19 protein-coding genes and 1 riboswitch are annotated in these 22,159 nt (G+C 42.4%); of the genes, 1 reads left to right on the top strand and 18 read right to left on the bottom strand.

What is annotated here, in order from left to right; genetic code table 11:
- Positions 1-45 precede the first annotated feature (45 nt).
- The 5 genes from OCV72_RS10155 to tdh form a co-directional block, all read right to left on the bottom strand.
- Positions 46-537 carry an SF0329 family protein gene (locus OCV72_RS10155; protein ID WP_005330996.1) on the bottom strand — a complete coding sequence of 164 codons (492 nt, stop codon included), beginning with the start codon at positions 535-537 and terminating at the stop codon, positions 46-48.
- A gap of 159 nt (positions 538-696) precedes the next feature.
- Complete coding sequence (gene ppdK / locus OCV72_RS10150) at positions 697-3,321, bottom strand: pyruvate, phosphate dikinase (protein ID WP_055283630.1); 2,625 nt, start codon at positions 3,319-3,321, stop codon at positions 697-699.
- Between the two features lie 176 nt (positions 3,322-3,497).
- Positions 3,498-4,886, bottom strand: a complete 1,389-nt coding sequence (locus OCV72_RS10145; RefSeq protein WP_055283628.1) for an aminopeptidase — start codon at positions 4,884-4,886, stop codon at positions 3,498-3,500.
- 122 nt (positions 4,887-5,008) lie between these two features.
- On the bottom strand, positions 5,009-6,211 hold the full coding sequence (locus OCV72_RS10140; protein ID WP_022415102.1) for a glycine C-acetyltransferase: 1,203 nt from the start codon (positions 6,209-6,211) through the stop codon (positions 5,009-5,011).
- A 58-nt stretch (positions 6,212-6,269) separates the two neighbouring features.
- Entirely contained in the window at positions 6,270-7,331 is a 1,062-nt protein-coding gene (tdh, locus tag OCV72_RS10135; protein WP_022415101.1) for an L-threonine 3-dehydrogenase, read from the bottom strand.
- A 279-nt stretch (positions 7,332-7,610) separates the two neighbouring features.
- On the opposite strand from tdh, the gene sstT reads away from it, so the two are divergent.
- On the top strand, positions 7,611-8,831 hold the full coding sequence (gene sstT / locus OCV72_RS10130) for a serine/threonine transporter SstT (protein ID WP_022415100.1): 1,221 nt from the start codon (positions 7,611-7,613) through the stop codon (positions 8,829-8,831).
- 133 nt (positions 8,832-8,964) lie between these two features.
- Here sstT and grdD read toward each other — a convergent pair whose 3' ends face one another.
- From grdD to era, 13 genes are all read right to left on the bottom strand, one after another.
- Complete coding sequence (gene grdD, locus OCV72_RS10125; protein ID WP_055283626.1) at positions 8,965-10,119, bottom strand: glycine/sarcosine/betaine reductase complex component C subunit alpha; 1,155 nt, start codon at positions 10,117-10,119, stop codon at positions 8,965-8,967.
- A gap of 12 nt (positions 10,120-10,131) precedes the next feature.
- Positions 10,132-11,670: a glycine/sarcosine/betaine reductase complex component C subunit beta gene (grdC, locus tag OCV72_RS10120; protein ID WP_022415098.1), complete on the bottom strand. Its 1,539-nt coding sequence runs from the start codon at positions 11,668-11,670 to the stop codon at positions 10,132-10,134.
- Positions 11,671-11,784: 114 nt separating this feature from the next.
- Complete coding sequence (gene grdA / locus OCV72_RS10115; protein ID WP_080656513.1) at positions 11,785-12,246, bottom strand: glycine/sarcosine/betaine reductase complex selenoprotein A; 462 nt, start codon at positions 12,244-12,246, stop codon at positions 11,785-11,787.
- Positions 12,247-12,323: 77 nt separating this feature from the next.
- Complete coding sequence (trxA, locus tag OCV72_RS10110; protein WP_022415097.1) at positions 12,324-12,641, bottom strand: thioredoxin TrxA; 318 nt, start codon at positions 12,639-12,641, stop codon at positions 12,324-12,326.
- 53 nt (positions 12,642-12,694) lie between these two features.
- Complete coding sequence (gene trxB, locus OCV72_RS10105) at positions 12,695-13,639, bottom strand: thioredoxin-disulfide reductase (RefSeq protein ID WP_055283624.1); 945 nt, start codon at positions 13,637-13,639, stop codon at positions 12,695-12,697.
- 33 nt (positions 13,640-13,672) lie between these two features.
- Entirely contained in the window at positions 13,673-14,983 is a 1,311-nt protein-coding gene (gene grdB / locus OCV72_RS10100) for a glycine reductase complex selenoprotein B (protein ID WP_081021049.1), read from the bottom strand.
- 18 nt (positions 14,984-15,001) lie between these two features.
- Complete coding sequence (locus tag OCV72_RS10095) at positions 15,002-16,282, bottom strand: glycine/sarcosine/betaine reductase component B subunit (protein WP_242859249.1); 1,281 nt, start codon at positions 16,280-16,282, stop codon at positions 15,002-15,004.
- A gap of 72 nt (positions 16,283-16,354) precedes the next feature.
- Complete coding sequence (locus OCV72_RS10090) at positions 16,355-16,735, bottom strand: GrdX family protein (RefSeq protein WP_006426357.1); 381 nt, start codon at positions 16,733-16,735, stop codon at positions 16,355-16,357.
- A gap of 144 nt (positions 16,736-16,879) precedes the next feature.
- Positions 16,880-16,992, bottom strand: a riboswitch (glycine riboswitch).
- A gap of 210 nt (positions 16,993-17,202) precedes the next feature.
- Entirely contained in the window at positions 17,203-18,576 is a 1,374-nt protein-coding gene (locus tag OCV72_RS10085; RefSeq protein ID WP_044919436.1) for an alanine/glycine:cation symporter family protein, read from the bottom strand.
- Between the two features lie 246 nt (positions 18,577-18,822).
- Positions 18,823-20,223, bottom strand: coding sequence for a glycine--tRNA ligase (locus OCV72_RS10080; protein WP_028087060.1), 1,401 nt, complete (start codon positions 20,221-20,223; stop codon positions 18,823-18,825).
- A gap of 74 nt (positions 20,224-20,297) precedes the next feature.
- Positions 20,298-21,017 (bottom strand): DNA repair protein RecO, encoded by a 720-nt coding sequence (gene recO, locus OCV72_RS10075; protein ID WP_006426361.1) that lies wholly within the window; start codon positions 21,015-21,017, stop codon positions 20,298-20,300.
- Positions 20,989-21,159 (bottom strand): hypothetical protein, encoded by a 171-nt coding sequence (locus OCV72_RS10070; RefSeq protein ID WP_155515226.1) that lies wholly within the window; start codon positions 21,157-21,159, stop codon positions 20,989-20,991. Before OCV72_RS10070 ends, recO begins: the two co-directional genes overlap by 29 nt.
- 73 nt (positions 21,160-21,232) lie before the next feature.
- Positions 21,233-22,129 (bottom strand): GTPase Era, encoded by an 897-nt coding sequence (gene era / locus OCV72_RS10065; protein WP_006426363.1) that lies wholly within the window; start codon positions 22,127-22,129, stop codon positions 21,233-21,235.
- Between the last annotated feature and the right edge of the window lie 30 nt (positions 22,130-22,159).

Below are 22,159 nucleotides of genomic sequence, written 5' to 3'. Positions count from 1 at the left end.
ATACTCCTCCTTACATTTCATTTTCTTAATTCTATAAACTGAAATTTATAACAGTCCTTCTGCTTTTACCCGAATTGCATAAAACTCTTGGAATGTATCTGGTTCGTCCATTATTGTTTCTTTCATAATTTTTAATCTCCGTTTACCAACTCGTCTATCCAATACAGCAAATATTTTTACGATTAAATTTTCACTTTTAAGGCTTGTTTCAATATCTTGATTATCAAACTCTGCAAATGCATTATAAAAACAGCGTTGGTCAAAAATTCCCAATTTTATAGCTACATCGTCCATATACGCATTTTCTACTTTTATGCGTTTCTCATATTTTTCGTCTTGGGGAAACATGCCTGCTTTCGACCAATTGTTCCAATAGCATCCTTTGATGATTTCTTTTCCATCATATCTTATTGCCGCCCGTCCCTCATGGTCGGGACTCTTACTATATGATGTTACATAATACTGAATATGACCTTGCAGACTTTGAGCCAGATATTCCGTTTCCAACTTTTTTCTTATACCACTCCATGTTGCCATTCATTATTCTCCCCAAATACCGATTTGTCTTTATCATCATACTAGCACACCCAAGAACTTTTGTACATTTTTCACGTAAAAAACCCCTTACATCAATTATGGTGTAAGGGGTTTTCTATATAAGCTAATTAACGTTCTATGTTAGTCACCTACAGTGTACTATTTCTGGTTAATTGCTGCCTGTGCTGCTGCAAGACGAGCGATTGGTACACGGAATGGTGAGCAAGATACATAGTCAAGACCGATCTTGTTGCAGAATTCAACTGAAGATGGATCTCCACCGTGCTCTCCACAGATACCAACGTGAAGGCTTGGGTTAACCGGCTTACCTAATTCGATAGCCATTTCCATTAATTTACCAACACCTGTCTGGTCAAGCTTAGCAAATGGATCGTTCTCGAAGATCTTAGCATCATAGTAAGCGTCTAAGAACTTACCAGCATCGTCACGAGAGAATCCGTATGTCATCTGTGTTAAGTCGTTTGTACCGAAGCAGAAGAAGTCAGCTTCTGAAGCGATCTGATCAGCAGTAAGAGCTGCTCTTGGGATCTCGATCATTGTTCCAACTTCGTACTCAAGGTCGCTGTTTGCTGCTGCAATCTCAGCGTCTGCTGTCTCTACTACGAATTTCTTAACATATTTAAGCTCTTTGATGTCTCCAACAAGTGGGATCATGATTTCTGGTTTTACGTTCCAGTCTGGGTGAGCTTTCTTTACATTGATTGCTGCACGGATAACAGCGCTTGTCTGCATCTTAGCAATCTCTGGATATGTTACTGCAAGACGGCATCCACGGTGTCCCATCATTGGGTTGAACTCATGAAGGCTGTCGATGATTGTCTTGATCTGCTCAACAGTTTTACCCTGAGCGTCAGCAAGTTTCTTAATGTCTTCCTCTTCTGTAGGAACGAACTCATGAAGCGGTGGATCAAGGAAACGGATAGTAACCGGGTTACCTTCCAGTGCTTCATACAGTTTTTCGAAGTCTCCCTGCTGTTCTGGAAGAATCTTAGCAAGTGCTGCTTCTCTTTCTTCTTCTGTCTCAGAGCAGATCATTTCACGGAATGCATCGATTCTGTTTCCTTCGAAGAACATATGCTCTGTACGGCAAAGTCCGATACCTTCTGCACCAAGTTCGCGTGCTTTTACAGCATCGTGTGGTGTATCAGCGTTTGTACGAACTTTCATTGTTCTGTATTTGTCAGCCCATCCCATAATTCTTCCGAATTCACCAGCGATTGTTGCATCAACTGTTGGGATGATACCATCATAGATATTACCTGTAGAACCATCAAGTGAGATGCAGTCTCCTTCATGATATTCTTTTCCGGCAAGTGTAAATTTCTTATTAGCTTCGTCCATTGCGATGTCACCGCAACCAGATACACAGCATGTACCCATACCACGAGCAACTACGGCTGCGTGAGATGTCATACCACCACGAACTGTCAGGATACCCTGTGCAGACTTCATACCTGTGATATCTTCTGGTGATGTCTCAAGACGTACAAGAACAACTTTTTCTCCTCTTTCAGCCCATTCTACAGCATCGTCAGCTGTGAATACGATCTTACCGCAAGCAGCTCCCGGAGATGCTCCAAGTGCTTTTGCAAGTGGTGTAGCCTCTTTCAGGGCTTTTGCATCGAACTGTGGGTGAAGCAGAGAGTCAAGGTTACGAGGGTCGATCATTGCAACAGCCTCTTCCTCTGTTCTCATTCCTTCATCAACAAGATCACAAGCGATTTTCAGAGCAGCTTTTGCTGTTCTCTTACCATTACGTGTCTGTAACATGTACAGTTTACCATGCTCTACAGTAAACTCCATGTCCTGCATATCTCTATAGTGTTTTTCAAGAGTTTCACAAACCTGTTTGAACTGTACGAATGCTTCTGGGAATTTCTCTTCCATTTCTGAAATGTGCATTGGTGTACGAACACCGGCAACTACGTCTTCTCCCTGTGCATTTGTAAGGAATTCTCCGAACAGACCGTTCTCTCCTGTAGCTGGGTCACGAGTAAACGCAACACCTGTACCACAGTCATCTCCCATGTTACCAAATGCCATCATCTGTACGTTAACAGCTGTTCCCCATGAATATGGGATATCATTGTCACGACGATATACGTTAGCTCTTGGGTTGTCCCATGAACGGAATACAGCTTTTACTGCTTCCATTAACTGTTCCTTCGGATCAGATGGGAAATCAGAACCAATCTTCTCTTTGTATTCAGCCTTGAACTGGTTAGCCAGCTCTTTCAGGTCTTCTGCAGTAAGTTCAACGTCCTGCTTAACACCTCTGTCAGCTTTCATCTTGTCGATCAGCTCTTCGAAATATTTCTTTCCAACTTCCATAACTACGTCAGAGAACATCTGGATGAATCTTCTGTAGCAGTCCCAAGCCCAACGAGGATTTCCTGAAGCTTCAGCAAGTGTCTCAACTACTTCTTCATTTAATCCAAGGTTCAGGATTGTATCCATCATACCAGGCATAGAAGCTCTTGCTCCAGAACGAACTGAAACGAGAAGTGGATTCTTCTTATCTCCGAATTTCTTTCCTGTAATTCCTTCCATTTTATCGATAGCTTCCATGATCTGACCCATAATTTCGTCATTGATCTGTCTGCCGTCTTCGTAGTACTGTGTACAAGCTTCTGTTGTTACAGTGAAGCCCTGTGGTACCGGAAGACCTAAGTTTGTCATTTCAGCAAGGTTTGCACCTTTTCCACCGAGAAGGTTTCTCATGGTTGCGTTACCTTCTGTAAACATATAAACCCATTTTGCCATTTGTCATGACCTCCTAAAACTAAATTTTCTAAGTCGCACTTCATATTTTACTGTTTTTGCCAGTTTTCGTCAAGACTTTCACCAATAAATCTGCTGATTTTTCCTGTGTTTTTCAGTCATTGTGCACAATTGTGCTTGTTCCCGTACATTCAAGTGCAAATATACGACTTCCTTTTTTAGATATTACGCAAAAACGACTTATATCCTCTGTAAGCCTCGTATACATCTGCCTTACTTGTTACTTCCCATGGTGCATGCATACTTAAGACTGCCACACCACTGTCGATAACTTCCATGCCATAATTTGCCATGATATAAGCAATTGTTCCACCGCCTCCAATGTCGACCTTTCCAAGTTCAGCGAACTGATACGATATATCTTCTGTCTTCATCGCACGACGTATTTCTGCCAGATATTCTGCATTGGCATCATTGGAACCACTCTTTCCTCTTGCTCCGGTAAATTTATTGAATACCAACCCTTTTCCAAAGAATGCCGCACTCCGTTTTTCAAAGGCTTCCGCATACATCGGATCATAAGCTGCGCTTACATCAGAAGAAAGCATTCTGGAATTCTGAAGCGCACGACGTACTTTCAATTCTGATTCCCCTTCTGTAAGAGCTACCAGTTCTGCCACAACATTTTCAAAAAAGCGGGAATGCATACCGGTTGCACCAACACTTCCGATCTCTTCTTTGTCAACCAGGATGCAGCATGAGGTACGCACTGCTTCTTCGACATCCAGCATAGCGAATAATGAGGTAAATGCACACACTCTGTCATCCTGTCCGTAAGCCAGTATCATACTTCTGTCAATTCCACAATCTCTGGCCTTTCCTGCAGGTACGATTTCCAGTTCTGCCGACAGAAAATCTTCCTCTTCCATATCATAATAATCTGTCAGAATCCGCATGACATTGGCTTTTACTGCTTCTTTCTCACTCTCATCTAGTCTTTCTTCTTTCTCAAGCGGGCGGCTTCCGATCAGAAGATCCAGTTTTTCTCCTTCGATCACTACACTTGCTTTCTTTTCCATCTGTTTTCCTGCCAGATGGATCAGAAGATCTGTCACTACAAATACCGGATCCTCTTCTTTCTCTCCGATACTTACTTCCTGTACTGTTCCGTCGGTCTTAACAATCACTCCATGAAGAGCAAGAGGCAATGTCACCCACTGGTATTTCTTAATGCCGCCATAGTAATGCGTATCCAGGTAAGCAAGTTCTTCGTTTTCATATAAAGGATTTTGTTTCACGTCAATTCTTGGTGAATCAATATGTGCTCCCAGTATGTTCATGCCATTCTCCAATGGTTCTTTTCCGATCCGGAACATGGCAATACTTTTTCCCATACATACTGCATAGACTTTATCTCCTGTTTTTAAACTTCCTTTGATATCATTCAGGTTACGATACCCCTGCTTTTCAATCTCTTTCACAGTCAGACGGATACATTCTCTCTCCGTCTTTCCTTCATCCAGGCATACTTTATATCTGTCATTGATCTGATCCAGTTCTTTTAACTGTTCCTGTGTGTATGTCTTCCATGCATTTCTTCTTTCCATTGTCAGTCTCTCCTTTCAAGTTTACGCTGTGTTTAGTATAACACAAAAAAGAAAATGGTACGCACCACTTTTCATAAATGCTACGTACCATTTTTTCTCATCTTTTATTTATTTTTATCCGGTTATTTATTTAATCCCATCTCTTCTCTTACTTCAATAAAACATTTTACGATGAAATCAATATCTTCTTTTGTATGGCTTGCACATACCTGTGTACGGATTCTTGCTTTTCCCTTCGGTACAACCGGGTAAGAGAATGCTACAACATATACACCTTTTTCCATCATACGTTTTGCGAATTCTGCTGCTGTCTTCTCATCATAGAGCATAACAGGTACGCATGGATGTGTTCCCGGAATAATATCAAATCCGTTATCTACCAGCTGTTTTCTGTAGTATGCAGTTACCTCTTCCAGGTGATCACGAAGTTCTGTACTCTCCTCCAGCATGTCAAACAGTTCCAGGCTGGCCCCTGCAATTGCCGGTGCCAGAGAGTTAGAGAACAGGTACGGACGGCTTCTCTGTCTTAACAGATCAATGATCTCTTTCCGTCCGGATGTATATCCGCCGGATGCTCCTCCAAGTGCTTTTCCCAATGTTCCGGTAATGATATCCACACGGCCTTCCACACCACAGTACTCTGCTGTTCCACGTCCGGTCTTTCCTACAAATCCGACCGCATGGCTATCATCAACCATAACCAGTGCGTTATATTTATCAGCCAGATCACATACCCCTTTTAAATTACAGATGATTCCATCCATAGAAAATACGCCATCTGTAGCGATCAGTTTGATTCTTGCTCCGGCTTCGTCTGCTTCTTTTAATTTTGCTTCCAGATCTTTCATATCGTTATTCTTATAGCGGAAACGTTTTGCTTTACACAGACGTACTCCGTCAATGATAGAAGCATGATTCAGTTCATCACTGATGACTGCATCTTCTGCTGTCAGAATTGTCTCGAATAATCCTCCGTTTGCATCAAAGCATGAAGAATAAAGGATCGTATCGTCTGTTCCCAGAAATCCGGAGATCTTTTTCTCCAGTTTCTTATGAATGTCCTGTGTTCCACATATAAAACGTACAGATGCTACTCCGTATCCTTTTTCATCATATGTTCTCTTAGCTGCCTCGATCAGTCTCGGGTTATCCCCCAGTCCAAGGTAGTTATTCGCACACATACAAAGAAGTTCTCTTCCGTCTTCCATCTTCACTCTTGCTCCCTGCGGGGATACAAAAGGTGCCTCTCCTTTGAAAAGCCCGGCTTCTTTGATTCCTTCTACTTCTTTTGTATAAATGCTTAAAATATCGTCTTTACGTGCCATTTTCTCAACCTCTCCATTTTTATTCTGCCTTTTTCCTACTTTGTTCCATGCACTCTTCTTAGTCATTTACATGTGCCCAGTCCAGAATGACTTTTCCCGAATTACCGGAGATCATAGCGTCAAATCCTTTCTGGAAATCTTTGATGTCAAAATGATGTGTGATGATATCTGAGATATCGAGTCCTGCCTGTAACATCGTAGACATCTTGTACCATGTATCCCATACTTTACGTCCATAGATTCCTTTCAGATGTAATCCGTTGAAAATTACTGTCTCAAGATCTACTTTAGCATCTGTTCTCTGTAATCCTAACAGTGCAATGTGTCCGCCGTGCTTCATATTGTGGATCATATCATCCAATGCCACCTGTGATCCGGACATCTCAAGACCGACATCAAATCCTTCTGCCATTCCGATCTCTTTCATGACATCTTTCAGATTCTCTTCTTTTAAGTTAACTGTTCTTGTTGCTCCAAGCTTCTTCGCAAGTTCCAGTCTGTATGGATTCATATCCGTTACCACAACATGTCTTGCACCCGAGAACTTCACGATTGCTGCTGCCATACATCCGATCGGGCCTGCTCCGGCGATCAGCACATCCTCCCCCAGTGCTTCAAAAGAAAGTGCTGTATGTGTTGCATTTCCAAATGGATCAAAAATTGCATACATCTCTTCCGGAATGTTCGGATTACATGGCCATACGTTACTTGACGGAATCACAAGATATTCCGCAAATGCTCCGTTACGGTTCACGCCGACACCTTTCGCATCCTTACAGTTCTCCTTGTGTCCTTCCAGACAGTTACGGCATTTTCCACATGTAATATGTCCTTCACCGGATACCAGATCACCGATCTTGAACCCCTGTACACCTTCCCCTTTTTCTACGATCTCTCCAACATACTCATGACCTGCTGTAAGGCCGATCGGAATCGTATGCTGTGCCCAGTCATTCCACTGATAAATATGTACATCCGTTCCACAGATTGCTGTCTTGTGGATCTTGATCTTCACATCATTCGGTCCTACTTCCGGAATCGGAACACGCTTCATCCACAGTCCTTCCTCCGGTTTTTCCTTTACTAGTGCCCACATCAGACCATCATTATTTAATTGCATATTATATGACCTCCCAAAAACACCATCTCCCCAGATGGCAATCTCTTTATTAACAATGGTTATTATACCACTCTTACTGCATATGCACAACCTCTAAACGATATTTTTTTGTTTAATATGACAATTTTTTCACATACTTTTTCCTTTTTCTTGTCATTTTGCACCAAAAATAATATTTACTTTCCTGCTCTTTTCCTGTATAATCATAATCATACTTGCGAAAAGCAAAAAAACAAAAGAGAGGGGTGCGGGATTCAAAAAAATCCTGCCAAAAAAACAATGAAAGATTTAATCAAAAAATGGAACAGCATCAGCCTAATCAAACGGATCATCTGCGGATTGATCATTGGTCTGGTTCTTGGTCTTGTTGTTCCGCAGGCATCCGTAATCTCGATTCTCGGAACCATGTTCGTCGGAGCACTGAAAGGAATCGCCCCGCTTCTGGTATTCTTCCTGGTTATGAGTGCACTCTGCCACATGAAGTCTGGTCAGAAGACCAATTTAAAATTTATTATCATTTTGTACATGGTTGGTAACCTTGTATCTGCCTTTGTAGCCGTTATTGCCTGCCGGTTATTCCCAGTAACACTGACCTTTACAGACACTGCTTCTGCTACCGATATCACTCCGCCAAGCGGAATTGCGGAAGTGCTCACCAACCTTTTGAACAATCTCGTTAAGAATCCGGTTGATTCCATTGTCAATGCTAATTATATCGGTATTCTTTTCTGGGCAGTTATTTTTGGAATTGCATTAAAACATGCGAACAAGGGAACAAAAGATGCACTGGAGAACATTTCCGATGCAACGGCGACCGCAGTTCAGTGGATCATCAACTGTGCTCCGTTCGGTATCATGGGACTGATCTTCTCTACGATTTCAGAACAGGGACTGGATGCATTACTTTCTTATGGAAAGTTAATCCTCGTTCTGGTTGGAAGTATGGCTGTTGTTATCTTCATTATCAATCCAGTCATTGTATTTATTTTCACAAAACAGAACCCATTTCCACTGGTATTTACCTGTCTGAAAGGAAGCTTTATCACAGCATTCTTCACCAGAAGTTCTGCTGCCAATATTCCGGTTAATATGGAACTTTGTAAGAAACTTGGTCTGGACGAAGATACCTACTCTATCTCCATTCCACTTGGAGCTACGATCAACATGGCAGGGGCTGCGATCACAATCTCTGTAATGGCTTTATCTACCGCTCATACACTGGATATCCATGTAGATTTTCTTACATCGATCATTCTCTGTGTACTTGCTGCATTAAGTGCCGCAGGTGCTTCCGGAGTTGCCGGCGGATCTCTTCTTCTTATCCCTATGGCCTGCAGCCTCTTCGGTGTACCGAATGATGTTGCCATGCAGGCTGTCGGTGTTGGATTTATCATCGGAGTTATCCAGGATTCCTGTGAGACAGGCCTCAATTCTTCATCCGATGTACTTTATACAGCCATTGCTGATATCCGTGAAAAGAGACTTCGCGGTCGGAAATAATACATAGAAGCTGCCACCGGCAGCTTCTATTCCATATTAAAAAATACCGGGAGTGGAAGAATCTTTCTATTGATTCTTCCACTCCCGTATTTATTCTTATTTTTTCACTCAAACCATTGGATTCCGTTATCCTTTAATTGATATATCCTGCCTTTTTAAGCTCCTCTTCTGCCTTTGCAAGATTCGCATCAGACACACGGATAATCGGTCCTGTACAGCCCATTCCGCTCTCTGCATAGATGTTCTGCTTCCACAGTACTTTCACCGCATCTTCCAGATCCATAACTTCTATTCCCGCAATCTGGGATGTCACGATCTCTTTTGGCGGAGCCTTTACTTCTATGGCTTCCGATGCCGGTTTCGACATCTGTTTTCTTGCCGCCAGGATATCTTTTAAACCGGCTTTGTCTGCTGCTACAAATTCTTTCTTTGCGATCTCAAATACTTTACTTTTTACCAGCTCCGCCGCATAACGGATTGCGCCTGCGATCACTGGTGCTCCTGACGCCCTGGATACAATCATAACCAGCTGTTCATAACCTTCCCCGACACCAGGGCCATAACCATATCCGGATGCTTCAAAGCTGCCTCCTGTTGTGTAAGAAGATAACATCTTCACCATGATATTTCCGGTCAGCGAATCACATACCATAATGTCCGGTGTTCCCTGCAGTACATCATTTCCACGCATTACACACCCCCCGTCAGCTCTTGCTGATTCAGCAAACGTAATGTCGTATCCGTTTTTCTCAAGTTCTTTTAATGCCATCTCCGTCTGGCGTGCACCATCCACATTCAGGATTCCCACTGTCGGATGCTCCTTACCACACGCCTTTGCAGCTATGATTCCATAGATTGTATTTTTGATCATTCCTTCTATACGGTCTGAACTGGAAGTTCCGGTTGTATTGGCAATGAACATCTCTCTTCCCTTCGCCGGAGTCACAACACGTCCAACCGTCGATACCCCGATTGGGAATGGGAAATGCATCGTTACCGCACCGTCTATTTCATGCGATGCAAGTAATTCTTCCATCTTCTTATGGCCTTCTTCATCATCTGCCACCTTCACGGTAGTAATGCCATCTGCTTCCAGTGTTCCGATATAATATACGTCAATTCCATCTTTTGCTGCCATCTTTGCGGCTTCCATGGCATTCTCTTCTCCATGTTCGCTACCCATTCCGGTCAGTGCAATCCTCGGTTTCTTTCCAAAGTTTCCGGTCTCCAGACCTTCTGCCATCTGCAGAAATGTGTCTGCAATGATTTTTTCAATCTTATCTGCCATCCTGCACACCCCCTATTCAGCCATCAGGGTTGCTGCAAATTCTTTCATCGCCTTTGCGATCAGTCCCTTTACTTCTTCCTCAGATACACCGGCAGCTTCTTCCTGTACAGCTGCTGTATTGCCATGAATAACGAATGATACCCCATCGAAAAGGTTCGTCATACGTCCAAGGAACAGGCTTCCTTTTCCGATGATCATTGCATTCTTAATCTTTCCATCCAGAATGTCTTCTCTTGCAAATCCTACATATGGGACACCGGAAGGAATGTGACCCTGTGTCGGTGCCCATCCGGTCAGGCCATGTTCTTTTGTAAAGTTTGCAAGTTCTTTTCTGTCCAGCTCGCCTCTCTTAACAGCCAGTGCACCGATCATCTTATAATTGGCAAGCGGTACATCTCCTGCTCCTGCCGGTTTTGTGATATCCGGATTCTGCATCTCCGGTGAGAATTTATCGATATCCGTAATTTTCATTCCTGCACGGTCAAGCGGGTCTGCTACCAGGCTTCCGATTACATTCTGCGGTGCAGAACCGGTTCCCACACTGTGGCGTCCAAGCATTCCGAGATCAATCTCCGGATTCACTCCGTCATTCTCAGATACAACAACTGCAAATCCTCCCAGGCAGTCTTCCAGGATCGGAAGGCCTTTCTTTACATGATCTTTTCCGTTCATACCAAGTTTTGCAGTACAGCCTCCTGCTGTAACGACAACCGTCTTATACGCGCCCGCTTTTACCAGTGCGGCTGCCTCGATCAGTGCATGTGTCGGTGCTGCACAGAATCCTCTGGCATCTGATCCGGTTGCATTGACAAGACCTGCCACCTCTGCTGCCGCCTTCGCAAAGTTACCGCCGCCTCTTTGGTTCATATCTCCACAAGCTTCTTCCGCACAGTCAATTACATATTCAACATCTGATTTCTCAATTCCTGCATTCTTCACAGCATAGAGAAGGGCAAGTACACTGGAAGCCTTGCTCATAAGATTTTCATGCATAACATGAGAAGACAGGTTCACATCAATGTCATGTGCCGGTTTTACACAGCCCACTAACTGATGCTCAAAATATAATGGTTCCGCATGATCTTCGCTGATCAGCGTTTCGATCTCAGAAAGTTCCACCCCTTCATGGATTTTTTCAACTATGTCATCAGAGATTACCGGATCTTTGGCAAATGTTTCTTTATATTTTTCAACAAATGCTTTGTCCAGTCTCACTACTTCGAACATATCACATGCCTGTACCAGAAGCAAGAATTCTTCTTCCGGCATGATCTCTCCATATTTTCCGTAACGTTCTGCCCCTTCTTTTTTCTTGTCATAATACGGGAATTCTATTTCGGCAAGTTCATCCGGATGTGCATTACCGATATAAGTCTGGTTCGGCCAGTAAGACACTGCCTCTTCATAAGAACGGAGATGCTCCGGTACTGCTTTTAAATATTCCGAATCCGGATTCACAACTCTTTCTGTTGTCTGTGTTGTTCCGTTGTATAAAACCATATCTGGTGTATGTACTAATACATAACTTGCCCCTTTAATTACACTGTTCATTGGTTATCCACCTTTCCATTTACCTCAAAATAAATACCCTGAAATTTAGAAAAAGGACAGTCCCTGTAGGAACACAACGGACCTGTCCTTTTCATTCGTATGAGAAACTTCGGACTATAACTGATCTCTGATAGCCTGCATCTCAGAAATGATATCATCAACATCTAATACCATTTCCATCATGCTTACCTGCTCATCATAAACCGCTTCGTCAAACTCTTCTTTCATCTCTGGTTCGCATACGTGATATACCGTGAGTCCAAGCTGGACCCCTGTCAATGGACCTGCGAAAGTAGGATCGCCTAAAGTTACAGTCTCAGCTGCAAGACCTGCAGCCTCTCCTTCTGCTGCACCAAGAACTACTACCAAGTTCTCTGCACCATATTCTTCAGCGAATTCTTTTACTCTCTTCTGGTTTTCCAGATCCATTGCGCCTGCGCTCGTTCAGACGAAACATTCCGTAGATGAGAATACGATCTCAGCACCTGCAGTTTTTACACATTCTGCGATAGCCGGTCCCGGAATTCCATCACGGTCTCCGATAATTATTGCTTTTTTCCCTTCTAAAATAGCCATAATTACGATCTCCTTTCTTTTTTATTTAAACCTTATCAAGGTCATTCATCTATGATTTAGAAATTACCTCTCGAGAATCAGATATATTTCTTAATCATTGCTTCAATTGCTTCAGCTGTACAGTCATCTTTTACCAGCTCTTCTACTTTTTCCCCGTCTTTATAGATTGCCATTACAGGAAGTCCAAGAACTTTCTGGGCAATTGCAAGACGGCGTGCTTTTGTTGTATTTAACGATGTGAATTTGAGCTTGTCCCCATAAGTATCTGCAAATTCATGTACCTTCGGCATCAGTGCCTGACAAGGAACACATCCATCTCCATAAAAGTCAACAAATACATAACCTTCTGCTTTTAATACTTCTTCTTCAAACGTAGTCTTATCTACATCTATCATGTCATTTCTCCTCCTTTTTATTATAATGACCCGGTTAAATTCCGGAGTTTCTCCTAAAAATAATCTGACATGCTGCGTTCGACCTGAACAGCTGCGATCGCACCATCTGCTGCCGCTGTTACCACCTGACGCAGGCTCTTTACACGTACATCTCCCGCTGCATATACCCCCGGAATATTGGTATGCATATCAGCATCCGTCTTAATGTACCCTCTTTCATCCATATCAATGATTCCTTCAAAGATCTTTGTATTCGGAACCGTTCCGATAAATCCGAACAGCCCGAACATTCCGTCTTCCGGATCTGCTTCGACTTTTGTTACTTCTCCGGTCTTAACATTCTTCACATACATTGCCTGAAGGATGTCGTCACCTTCCAGTTCTTCTACGACACTGTCCCACATAAAGAAAAGCTTCGGATTCTTAAATGCTTTTTCCTGAATTGATTTTGCAGCCCGCAGTTCATCTCTTCTGTGAATGATCGTAACTTTTCTTGCGAATTTTGTCAGATACATAGCCTCTTCTACCGCGGAATCCCCACCGCCGACTACATATACTTCAAAATCTTCAAAAAAGTTCGCATCACATGTTGCACAATAAGAAACACCTTTTCCCCTGAACTGTCCTTCTCCTTTGCATCCGATCGGTCTTGCATGTGCGCCCGTTGCAATGATCACATTTTTTCCGCGATATTCATTCTTTTCGCTCTTAAGAACCTTGACCTCTCCTTCAAGTTCTACTTCTTTAATCATATCGGATACCCTTTTTGCCCCGAATTTTTCTGCCTGCTCTGTCATTCTTGCAATCAGGGATGGTCCGGATTCCCCTTCTACAATCTGACCCGGATAATTTTCAATCTCGTCAGTAATTGCGATCTGACCTCCATCCTGACCTTTTTCGATGATCAGAACATTGAGCCGACTTCTTCCTGCATACAGCCCCGCCGCCAGACCGGCAGGACCTGCACCCAGAATGATAACGTCATAAATCTCACTCATTTTACGTTATATCTCCTTCTATATTCACATGTACTATTCAAAAACTTTCTGTCCGTCAACTTCCGTAGTCAAAGCTTCCAGAGCTTTTTCTACGATTCCACGGCGTAATTTCTTTTCTTCTTCCTGATCCAGTGCCGGATTACCGAGTGGATGTGGAATAGCGATCGCCGGTACGATTCTATTTGCACCAACTGTCATAGAAATCGGAGTAACTGTACAGATATGTACAACAGGAATTCCTGCTCTTTCGATTTCTTTTACCATCGTTGCACCGCAACGAGTACAGGTACCTCAGGTGGAGGTCAGGATAACGGCATCTACTCCGTCAGCCTTTAATTTCTGCGAATACTCTGCTGCAAATGCTTTTGCGGATGCTACAGATGTTCCATTTCCTACAGTTGTATAGAACAGATGATGAAGCGATCCGATCACACCTTCTTTTTCCATATCGCGAAGAACATCTACCGGAAGTACACGGTCCGGATCTTCATTCGCATATACCGGATCATATCCGCCATGTGCAGTCTCATATGTCTCTTCTGTAAGATCTGTAACTCCTGTAATATCATACTCTCCATAGTGAGAAGCACTTGAACTTTCTATGTGGTCCGGGTTTCCCTTTGGAACGATACCACCGGAAGTAACCAGGGCAATCTTCGCATGTGCAAGATCCTTCACTGCCGGATTTGGTTCTACTCTGTCAAAATTCGGCATCGGATATTCTGTTACATATGGCTTGTCATTCAATTTCTTGATCAGCATCTTAACGGCACGTTTGGATCCTCTTTCTTTTTCGAAGAAGTTTACACGTACACCATTTGGGATATATCCTTCTTCTGCAGATGAACCGATTTTTTCTCCTTTTGCTAGTTTCACTGCCAACGGAGCAAGTTTCTTCACTGCATCCCTCATACCTGCCGCACTGTTCTTTGTTGAGATCATGTAGACATCATTCTTGAACATATCTGCTCCAGGGTTTTCTACATACATACCTGTAACTGCAGGAATTCCAAGTTCCTCCTGAACAGCTGCCGCAATTGTACCGCAAGCCACACCATAACGTCCTGCATTGAATGCCGGTCCTGCAATAAATACATCCGGTGCCTGCTCTTTTACCATTGCAAGAATATCTGCTTTTGCTTTTTCAAGGTTCTCATTGAAGTAAGAATCTCCGCAAATAACTGTTGCAATAATCTCTGCTTCATCTTTAAAATTCTGTGTCAGTGCCAGACCAGGTCCTACAACTTCCCCAACACGAATTTCTGCAGGATAGTCTGCTTTTTCCTCTCCACCAATCTGTGCAAAGAACTGGTTGATATAATGAACTACTTTTATCTTAGACATATTCTTATCCTCCCTCTTCTATCTTGCACTCAGCTTATTGAAACCTGTCTCATTTGTTGCACCTGTGATGACCTGAAGTTCTACTTCAAGAGATCCATCTTCGCGAAGTGTATCTTCACTTGCTCCGGCGATCTTTGTCACATAATCTAAAGTTCCAATTACTTTATCAAGTTTTGGCAGGATAACAACTTCATTTGCATTACCACCTGTTACAACCGCATCTGCTGCCACATCTGCGTCCGCAAGAGACTGTGATTTTCCATCACGTCCGGCATACTCATCTGTAATAATTACAGTCTTGATGCCTTCTGCTTCGATCTTCTTACAGTTCATAATAAGGTCTGTATCCGGATTACCAAATCCTTCCTGTGATACGATAACGCCATCCAGATCTAACATCTTACACAGTTTTGCTGTCCAGTCAGAAGATCTTTCTTTATCTGCAAGGTATACATTTTCATTTGTAATGATCTGACATACAAAGTTCAGTGTCTTTCCATGTTCTTCAAACAGATCATGAACAACCGGATTATTCTCATGTACATATGTAGGATTCTTATCACATGCAGATACACAGTTACCGGAAACGATTGCTCCGTCCATGATCTCTGTAGGACTTAAAATTGTAGGAAGTGTCTTCTTTGCATCCACTCCGTATACATAAGTGTCATGTAAGAGTCCCTGGCTTTGAAGCATCTGGACATATGCAACTCTCGGAAGATCCGGATACTGTGTGATTCCTTCTTTGATACCGCATGTCTCATATACTTTTGTCTCATCCGGTGTAAGATTCCGTGCTAATTCTCCGATGTACGCTGCAACCCTGAATCCCGCGAAACGGACTGCCTTTTCATATTCATGCTGTTTGATTCCCTCTACAGGTTCACAGACCATAACAAGATTCAATGTCTTGGAAAATGGTGTGTAATCAGCTCCCGGTCCGGTCATGTCAATGATACCTTCCTGGAAACCGACGATTCTTCCTGCTGTTACAACAGCCATTCCTTTTAATGCATATGTCTTTCCGGAACCAACGGTATCAACTTTTGAAATAATTCCCGGGAATACCCCGCCTTTTCCCTCAACTTTTACTCTTGGTTCGATCACATCTTTTACCGGTGTGATTCTTACTGATTCCCCTGGTTTCGCAATATCAAAAGTGACTGTTTTGATATGCTCATCTTCCAATGCTACCGCTTTTACAGCTCCTTTATCTACATACAGGATTCCATCTTCAATCTTTGATGTATCCGCAAACTGGATATCCTTAATGTAAATATTCCCCATTTCTAATCTCACGATCTTTTCCTCCTTTTTTCATCTTCTTTTATAAAACGCTGCCCGTTTTACAACCTCTTTTATCACTGTCTTCTACCAGACATCCGCAGACGCCAGTCCGCTCTCTAATAAAGTCCAGTCAACCAATTGAAAATCCTTATAAACTTCTTCTTTGTAATACTTACTTTTATCTTGAAATTTCTGACATACCAGAATCGCATTTTCAATCAATCTGACAGATTCCCCATCCACCTTCTCCTTTCTCTCAGATATCAGCACAGATTTGTACGGTGTTTCCTTTGGTTTTACACTTCCTGATAATGGATGTGTCAATAATCTGTGGCCTTCGTAAATTCTGTCCCTTACTACCTTCAGAAGTTCTTCATAAGAGAGTTCCAGATAGATTACCTCATGTGTATCATCCAGCCTGGATCGTACAAGCGGATTATTTGTGATCACCATATACTTACTCATTCATGTCCATCCTCTCTTATGTTATTTCAACCAGCCTTAGAAAATAAAAAGGACGCTCCACGCCAGTTACTGCGTTCAAACGTCCTTTTCTGTCTTTCGTCCTGTTAAATCTAATTCCTCTTACAGTACAAGATTCAGAATGTAGTCCCTTTCTCCGTCCTTTTGCCTGAAAGTTTCGTCCGGTTTTTCCACATTTTTTTCGATACCGGTTTGCCTCTTCGGCGGCTGCCCTGGCAGCTCTCTCTTGAGAAATATCATCCCACTCTTCTTTTCAGTTATAGAAAATTTTTATATCATTTATTTTCTTCCTCTATATTACATCATTGTTATTTATATTGCAATACTTTATCTTTTTTTATCTTTTTTTAGTTGTTTTGAACAATTATGTAATCTGATTTTTGTATATTTTTCTATTTTCCCTCCGTTTTTCGTTTTCACTTATTCATTATTCACAAAGTCTTTTTTCTTTATTTTACTTTTTTATTTTTTAAGAAATTATGATAGTAATCGTCATGCAATTCTTTCATCTGGCTGCTCAGGAAGAACAATGCAAGAATATTAGGAATTACCATCAATGAATTGAAACAGTCTGCCATATTCCATACCAAATCAACCTGTGCAAGTGAACCTAACAATACACAGAGCGAAACCAGAACCGCATACGGCTTTACTGCATTTTTTCCAAATAAATATTTCACATTGGCCTGCCCAAAGAAATACCAGCCAATAATCGTCGAAAATGCGAAAAAGAACATACAGATTGCAATAAATACATTACCGAATTTTCCGAATACACTCGAAAATGCATACTGGCTGAGCGCTGTACCTGTAAGCCCTGTCGGAATCGACTGTGTTGTAATAATCACCAGTGCCGTCAGATTCAGAATTACAAAGGTATCAATGAATACACCGATCATTGCTACAAATCCCTGCTCTACCGGATGTTCTACTTTCGCTACCGCATGTGCGTGAGGCGTCGATCCCATACCTGCTTCATTCGAGAACAGTCCTCTTGCCACACCTTTTGTGAGTGCAAGCTTTACCGTTGCTCCCACTGCTCCGCCACTGACTGCAGACGGTTTAAAAGCACCTACAACGATAGAATAAAATGCATATGGGATTTCTTTAAAGTTTGCAAAGATTACAATCAGTGATCCGATAATATAAAAACATGCCATGATTGGAACAATCGTCTCTGTAACTTTTGCAATTCTGGAAATTCCTCCGACAAATACAAACAATGCGATAACCGCTATAATGATCCCCACCACTATCTGTGGTATACCAAATGCAGTATGAAATGCTGACGCTATCGAGTTGGACTGTACCGCATTTCCCATAAATCCCAGTGCAAAAATGATCAGAACAGAAAAGACAGCTGCCAGGATTTTTCCAAAAGTACCTTTGAAAGCCGCCTGGATATAATAAACCGGTCCGCCTGTTACATGCCCGTCTTTTCCTACATGCTTATATTTCTGAGCCATAATAGCTTCTCCGAAAATGGTCGCCATTCCAAGAAATGCCGCAATCCACATCCAGAAAATCGCTCCCGGTCCGCCTATTGCCAATGCTGTTGCCGCTCCTGCAATATTCCCCGTTCCTACCTGTGCTGCAATAGCCGTTGCAAGTGCCTGAAATGATGACATACCGTCTTTTCCCGCCGTTCCTTTTTTCGAAAACAGTCCGCCAAACGTTCTTTTCCACCCGGCCTTAAATCCACGTATCTGGATAAATCCGAGCCGGATCGTAAATATAACACCTCCTCCTAACAGCAGAATGATCAAAATATAATCTGCCAGATAATGTTGAATCAATAATACGATATTATTCAGTTTATCCAAAGTCTTTCCTCCTTACTTATAGATTTTACGAATAATGAATTAAGTCTTTTCTATAAATATACTCTTTCATTCATTTTAAATCAATATTTTATTTTATATTTTATTTTTTTGTACATTATGCACAAATCAATTTCTACATACCTGCATATATAAAAAAGACCGTGAAACCGCCATGCATGCACTTTGGCATACATAGCCGATTCCACGGTCTCTTGTTTTATCTCTTATGCTTCAATTTTCTGATGCTTACCACTCGAATTTCTTCTCAAAGTAAGCATCCAGATCTTCAATCTTGATTCTTTCCTGTTCCATGGTATCTCTGTCACGGACAGTTACTGCTCCGTCTTCTTCAGAATCGAAATCGTATGTTACACAGAATGGTGTTCCGATCTCGTCCTGACGACGGTAACGTTTTCCGATATTTCCACGGTCATCATATTCGCAGTTGTATTTCTTGCTTAACTGTGCAAATACTTTCTCTGCGCCTTCATTCAGCTTCTTAGAAAGCGGAAGCACACCGATCTTAACCGGTGCCAGTGCCGGATGGAAGTGAAGAACCGTACGTGTATCAGGCTTCTCCTCTGTTCCGATCTCTTCTTCATCATAAGCACTGCAAAGGAATGCAAGTACCATACGGTCTGCACCGAGTGACGGCTCGATAACGTATGGGATATATTTTTCCTTTGTCTCATCATCAAAGTATGTCAGATCCTGTCCGGATACATTCTGATGCTGTGTTAAGTCGTAATCTGTACGGTCAGCGATTCCCCACAGTTCTCCCCATCCGAATGGGAATAAGAACTCAACGTCTGTTGTTGCTTTACTGTAGAAAGAAAGTTCTTCTTTATCGTGATCACGGTAACGTACTTCATCATCTTTCAGTCCTAATGCAGACAGCCAGTTCAGACAGAACTTCTTCCAGTAGTCGAACCACTCAAGGTCTGTATCCGGTTTGCAGAAGAATTCCAATTCCATCTGTTCGAACTCTCTGGTACGGAATGTAAAGTTACCAGGTGTGATCTCGTTACGGAATGATTTACCGATCTGTCCGATACCAAATGGCAGTTTCTTTCTGGATGTACGCTGTACATTCTTGAAGTTAACAAAGATTCCCTGTGCTGTCTCCGGACGAAGATATACCGTATTCTTCGCATCCTCTGTTACTCCCTGGAATGTCTTGAACATCAGGTTGAACTGACGGATATCAGTAAAGTCATGCTTTCCACATGTCGGACATGGAATCTGATTCTCATCGATAAAGTTCTTCATCTGCTCCTGTGTCCATGCATCTACCGCACCATCCAGTTCAATGTTATTCTCTGCACAATAATCTTCGATGACTTTATCCGCACGGAAACGTTCGTGACACTGTTTACAATCCATCAGAGGATCACTGAATCCTCCGAGATGTCCACTTGCGATCCATGTCTGTGGGTTCATAAGGATCGCACAGTCCACACCTACATTGAACGGAGATTCCTGAATGAATTTCTTCCACCATGCTTTTTTTACATTGTTTTTCAATTCTACTCCGAGATTACCATAATCCCATGTATTCGCAAGCCCGCCATAGATCTCAGATCCCGGATATACAAATCCTCTTGCTTTCGCCAATGAAACGATCTTATCCATAGTCTTTTCTGCCATTTTTTCATCCTCACCTTCTCAAAATATTCGTAATTGAATTTAATTATAGCGTCTGCCCTCTTTGTTTTCAAGCCTTATCGTACAATTGTTTCCAATATCTCCAATGATTTGAAGCGTTTTCCCAGATATTCATCCAGATACGCTTTCGTCAGATTCTTTAGTTCTCCAAGCACATCTTCTTTTACAACGAAAGTATATAATTTCTCAACCGGGGAACATACGATGTACTGCAATGTATATAATGTCGACGGAAGCAGCCGGATTCCATCGGAAATATGGCCGGCACACTGCGTGCATATCACGCCGCCTCTCCGTATACTAAATACTTTTTCCCGCTCCTTATCCCCGCACATGATACATTCCATCACCTGCGGACCTTCCCCATTCACGGTAATGGTCTTCAATTCGTAAATGCACCGTATCAGTTCATTCGGGATATGTATGTTCGTCAGTGCCCGTAGCGTCTGATACAGAAGCTTCAGCATCTCGGTCTCATCGTTCGCTTCTCTTGCATAATACCCGGCCAGATCCATAAAATAGAATCCGTAATAGGCACCTTCTACATCCGTACGCAATTCCTGGAAATAATTGGAAACAGAGGCCGACACCAGCGTATAAGATGTCCGCCCCTCATATACAGTAAACTCTCCAAATGAAAAAGGGCTCGTCACTCCCATCAGTGCACTGTTCGGTCTTCTTGCACCACGTGCGAATGCCGAGATTTTCCCTCTTTCTCTGGTCAGTATTACCACTCGTCTGTCATATTCACCTATCGGTGCTGCTGTCAGTATCATGCCAGTCAGTGTAATCTGATTTACCAATTGTATCTCCTTCTTTGTATCTGTTTATCGTCTCCTCACAGATACTCATACCTTTATAATACAGATAATCTTCTATCTTACCTGATGCGACGAATCTGTCCCAGTACTCTTCCATATGATCACCTCATCCTTTGCCAGGGCATATTTTTTAATGCTCTAAGATTAGGTTCTCCCATGGGCACTGCTTTTTATTCATCTTCGCGGTATCCAAAATTTTTCATCAAAAATTCACTGTCTCTCCAGTCTTTCTTTACTTTGACCCAGAGCTTGAGATTCACCTGCTGATCCAGCATTTTCTCAATCTCATAACGAGCAGTGCTTCCGATCTTTTTCAACATACTTCCTTTTTTACCAATAATTATCCCCTTGTGTGAATCGCGCTCACAGATAATGGTTGCATCGATGTGCATCACTTTATTTCTGACTTTCATACTGTCAATGGCAACTGCGATACCGTGCGGAATCTCTTCCTGCAAGCAGTGCAGTGCTTTTTCACGGATCAGTTCGGCCACAATCTGACGCTCCGGCTGATCTGTAATGGTATCTTCATCATAGAACTGTGGTCCGTACGGAAGGTATTTCATGATCACTTTTACAAGCTCATCGGTATTGTCACCGTTTCTCGCAGATACCGGAACGATTTCTGCAAAGTCATAGACATCTTTGTACGCAGCGATGGCCGGAAGAACATCTTCCTTCTTCACGCTGTCGATCTTATTGATGACCAGTACAACCGGTGTCGTTACTTTCTTAAGCTGGCTGATGATATGCTGTTCACCTGCTCCGATAAATGTTGTCGGCTCTACCAGCCAGAGCACCACGTCAACTTCATTCAATGTACGTTCTGCCACATTGACCATATACTCCCCAAGCTTGTTCTTTGCTTTATGGATTCCCGGTGTATCCACGAACACAATCTGACCGTCATCTGTTGTAAGTACGGTCTGGATACGGTTACGTGTCGTCTGTGGTTTATTCGATGTAATCGCGATCTTCTGTCCGATCAGCTGGTTCATCAGAGTTGATTTTCCAACGTTTGGACGACCGATCAATGTTACGAATCCTGATTTATAATCCTTTTTCATATTTTCTCCTGTTCTTTTATCTGTTGAAGA

The organism is Dorea amylophila, from assembly GCF_025567265.1.
Classification (GTDB): Bacteria; Bacillota; Clostridia; order Lachnospirales; family Lachnospiraceae; genus Dorea_A; species Dorea_A amylophila.
The sequence above is the reverse complement of the archived record's forward strand: the minus strand, read 5'-3'. Positions and strand labels throughout refer to the sequence as shown.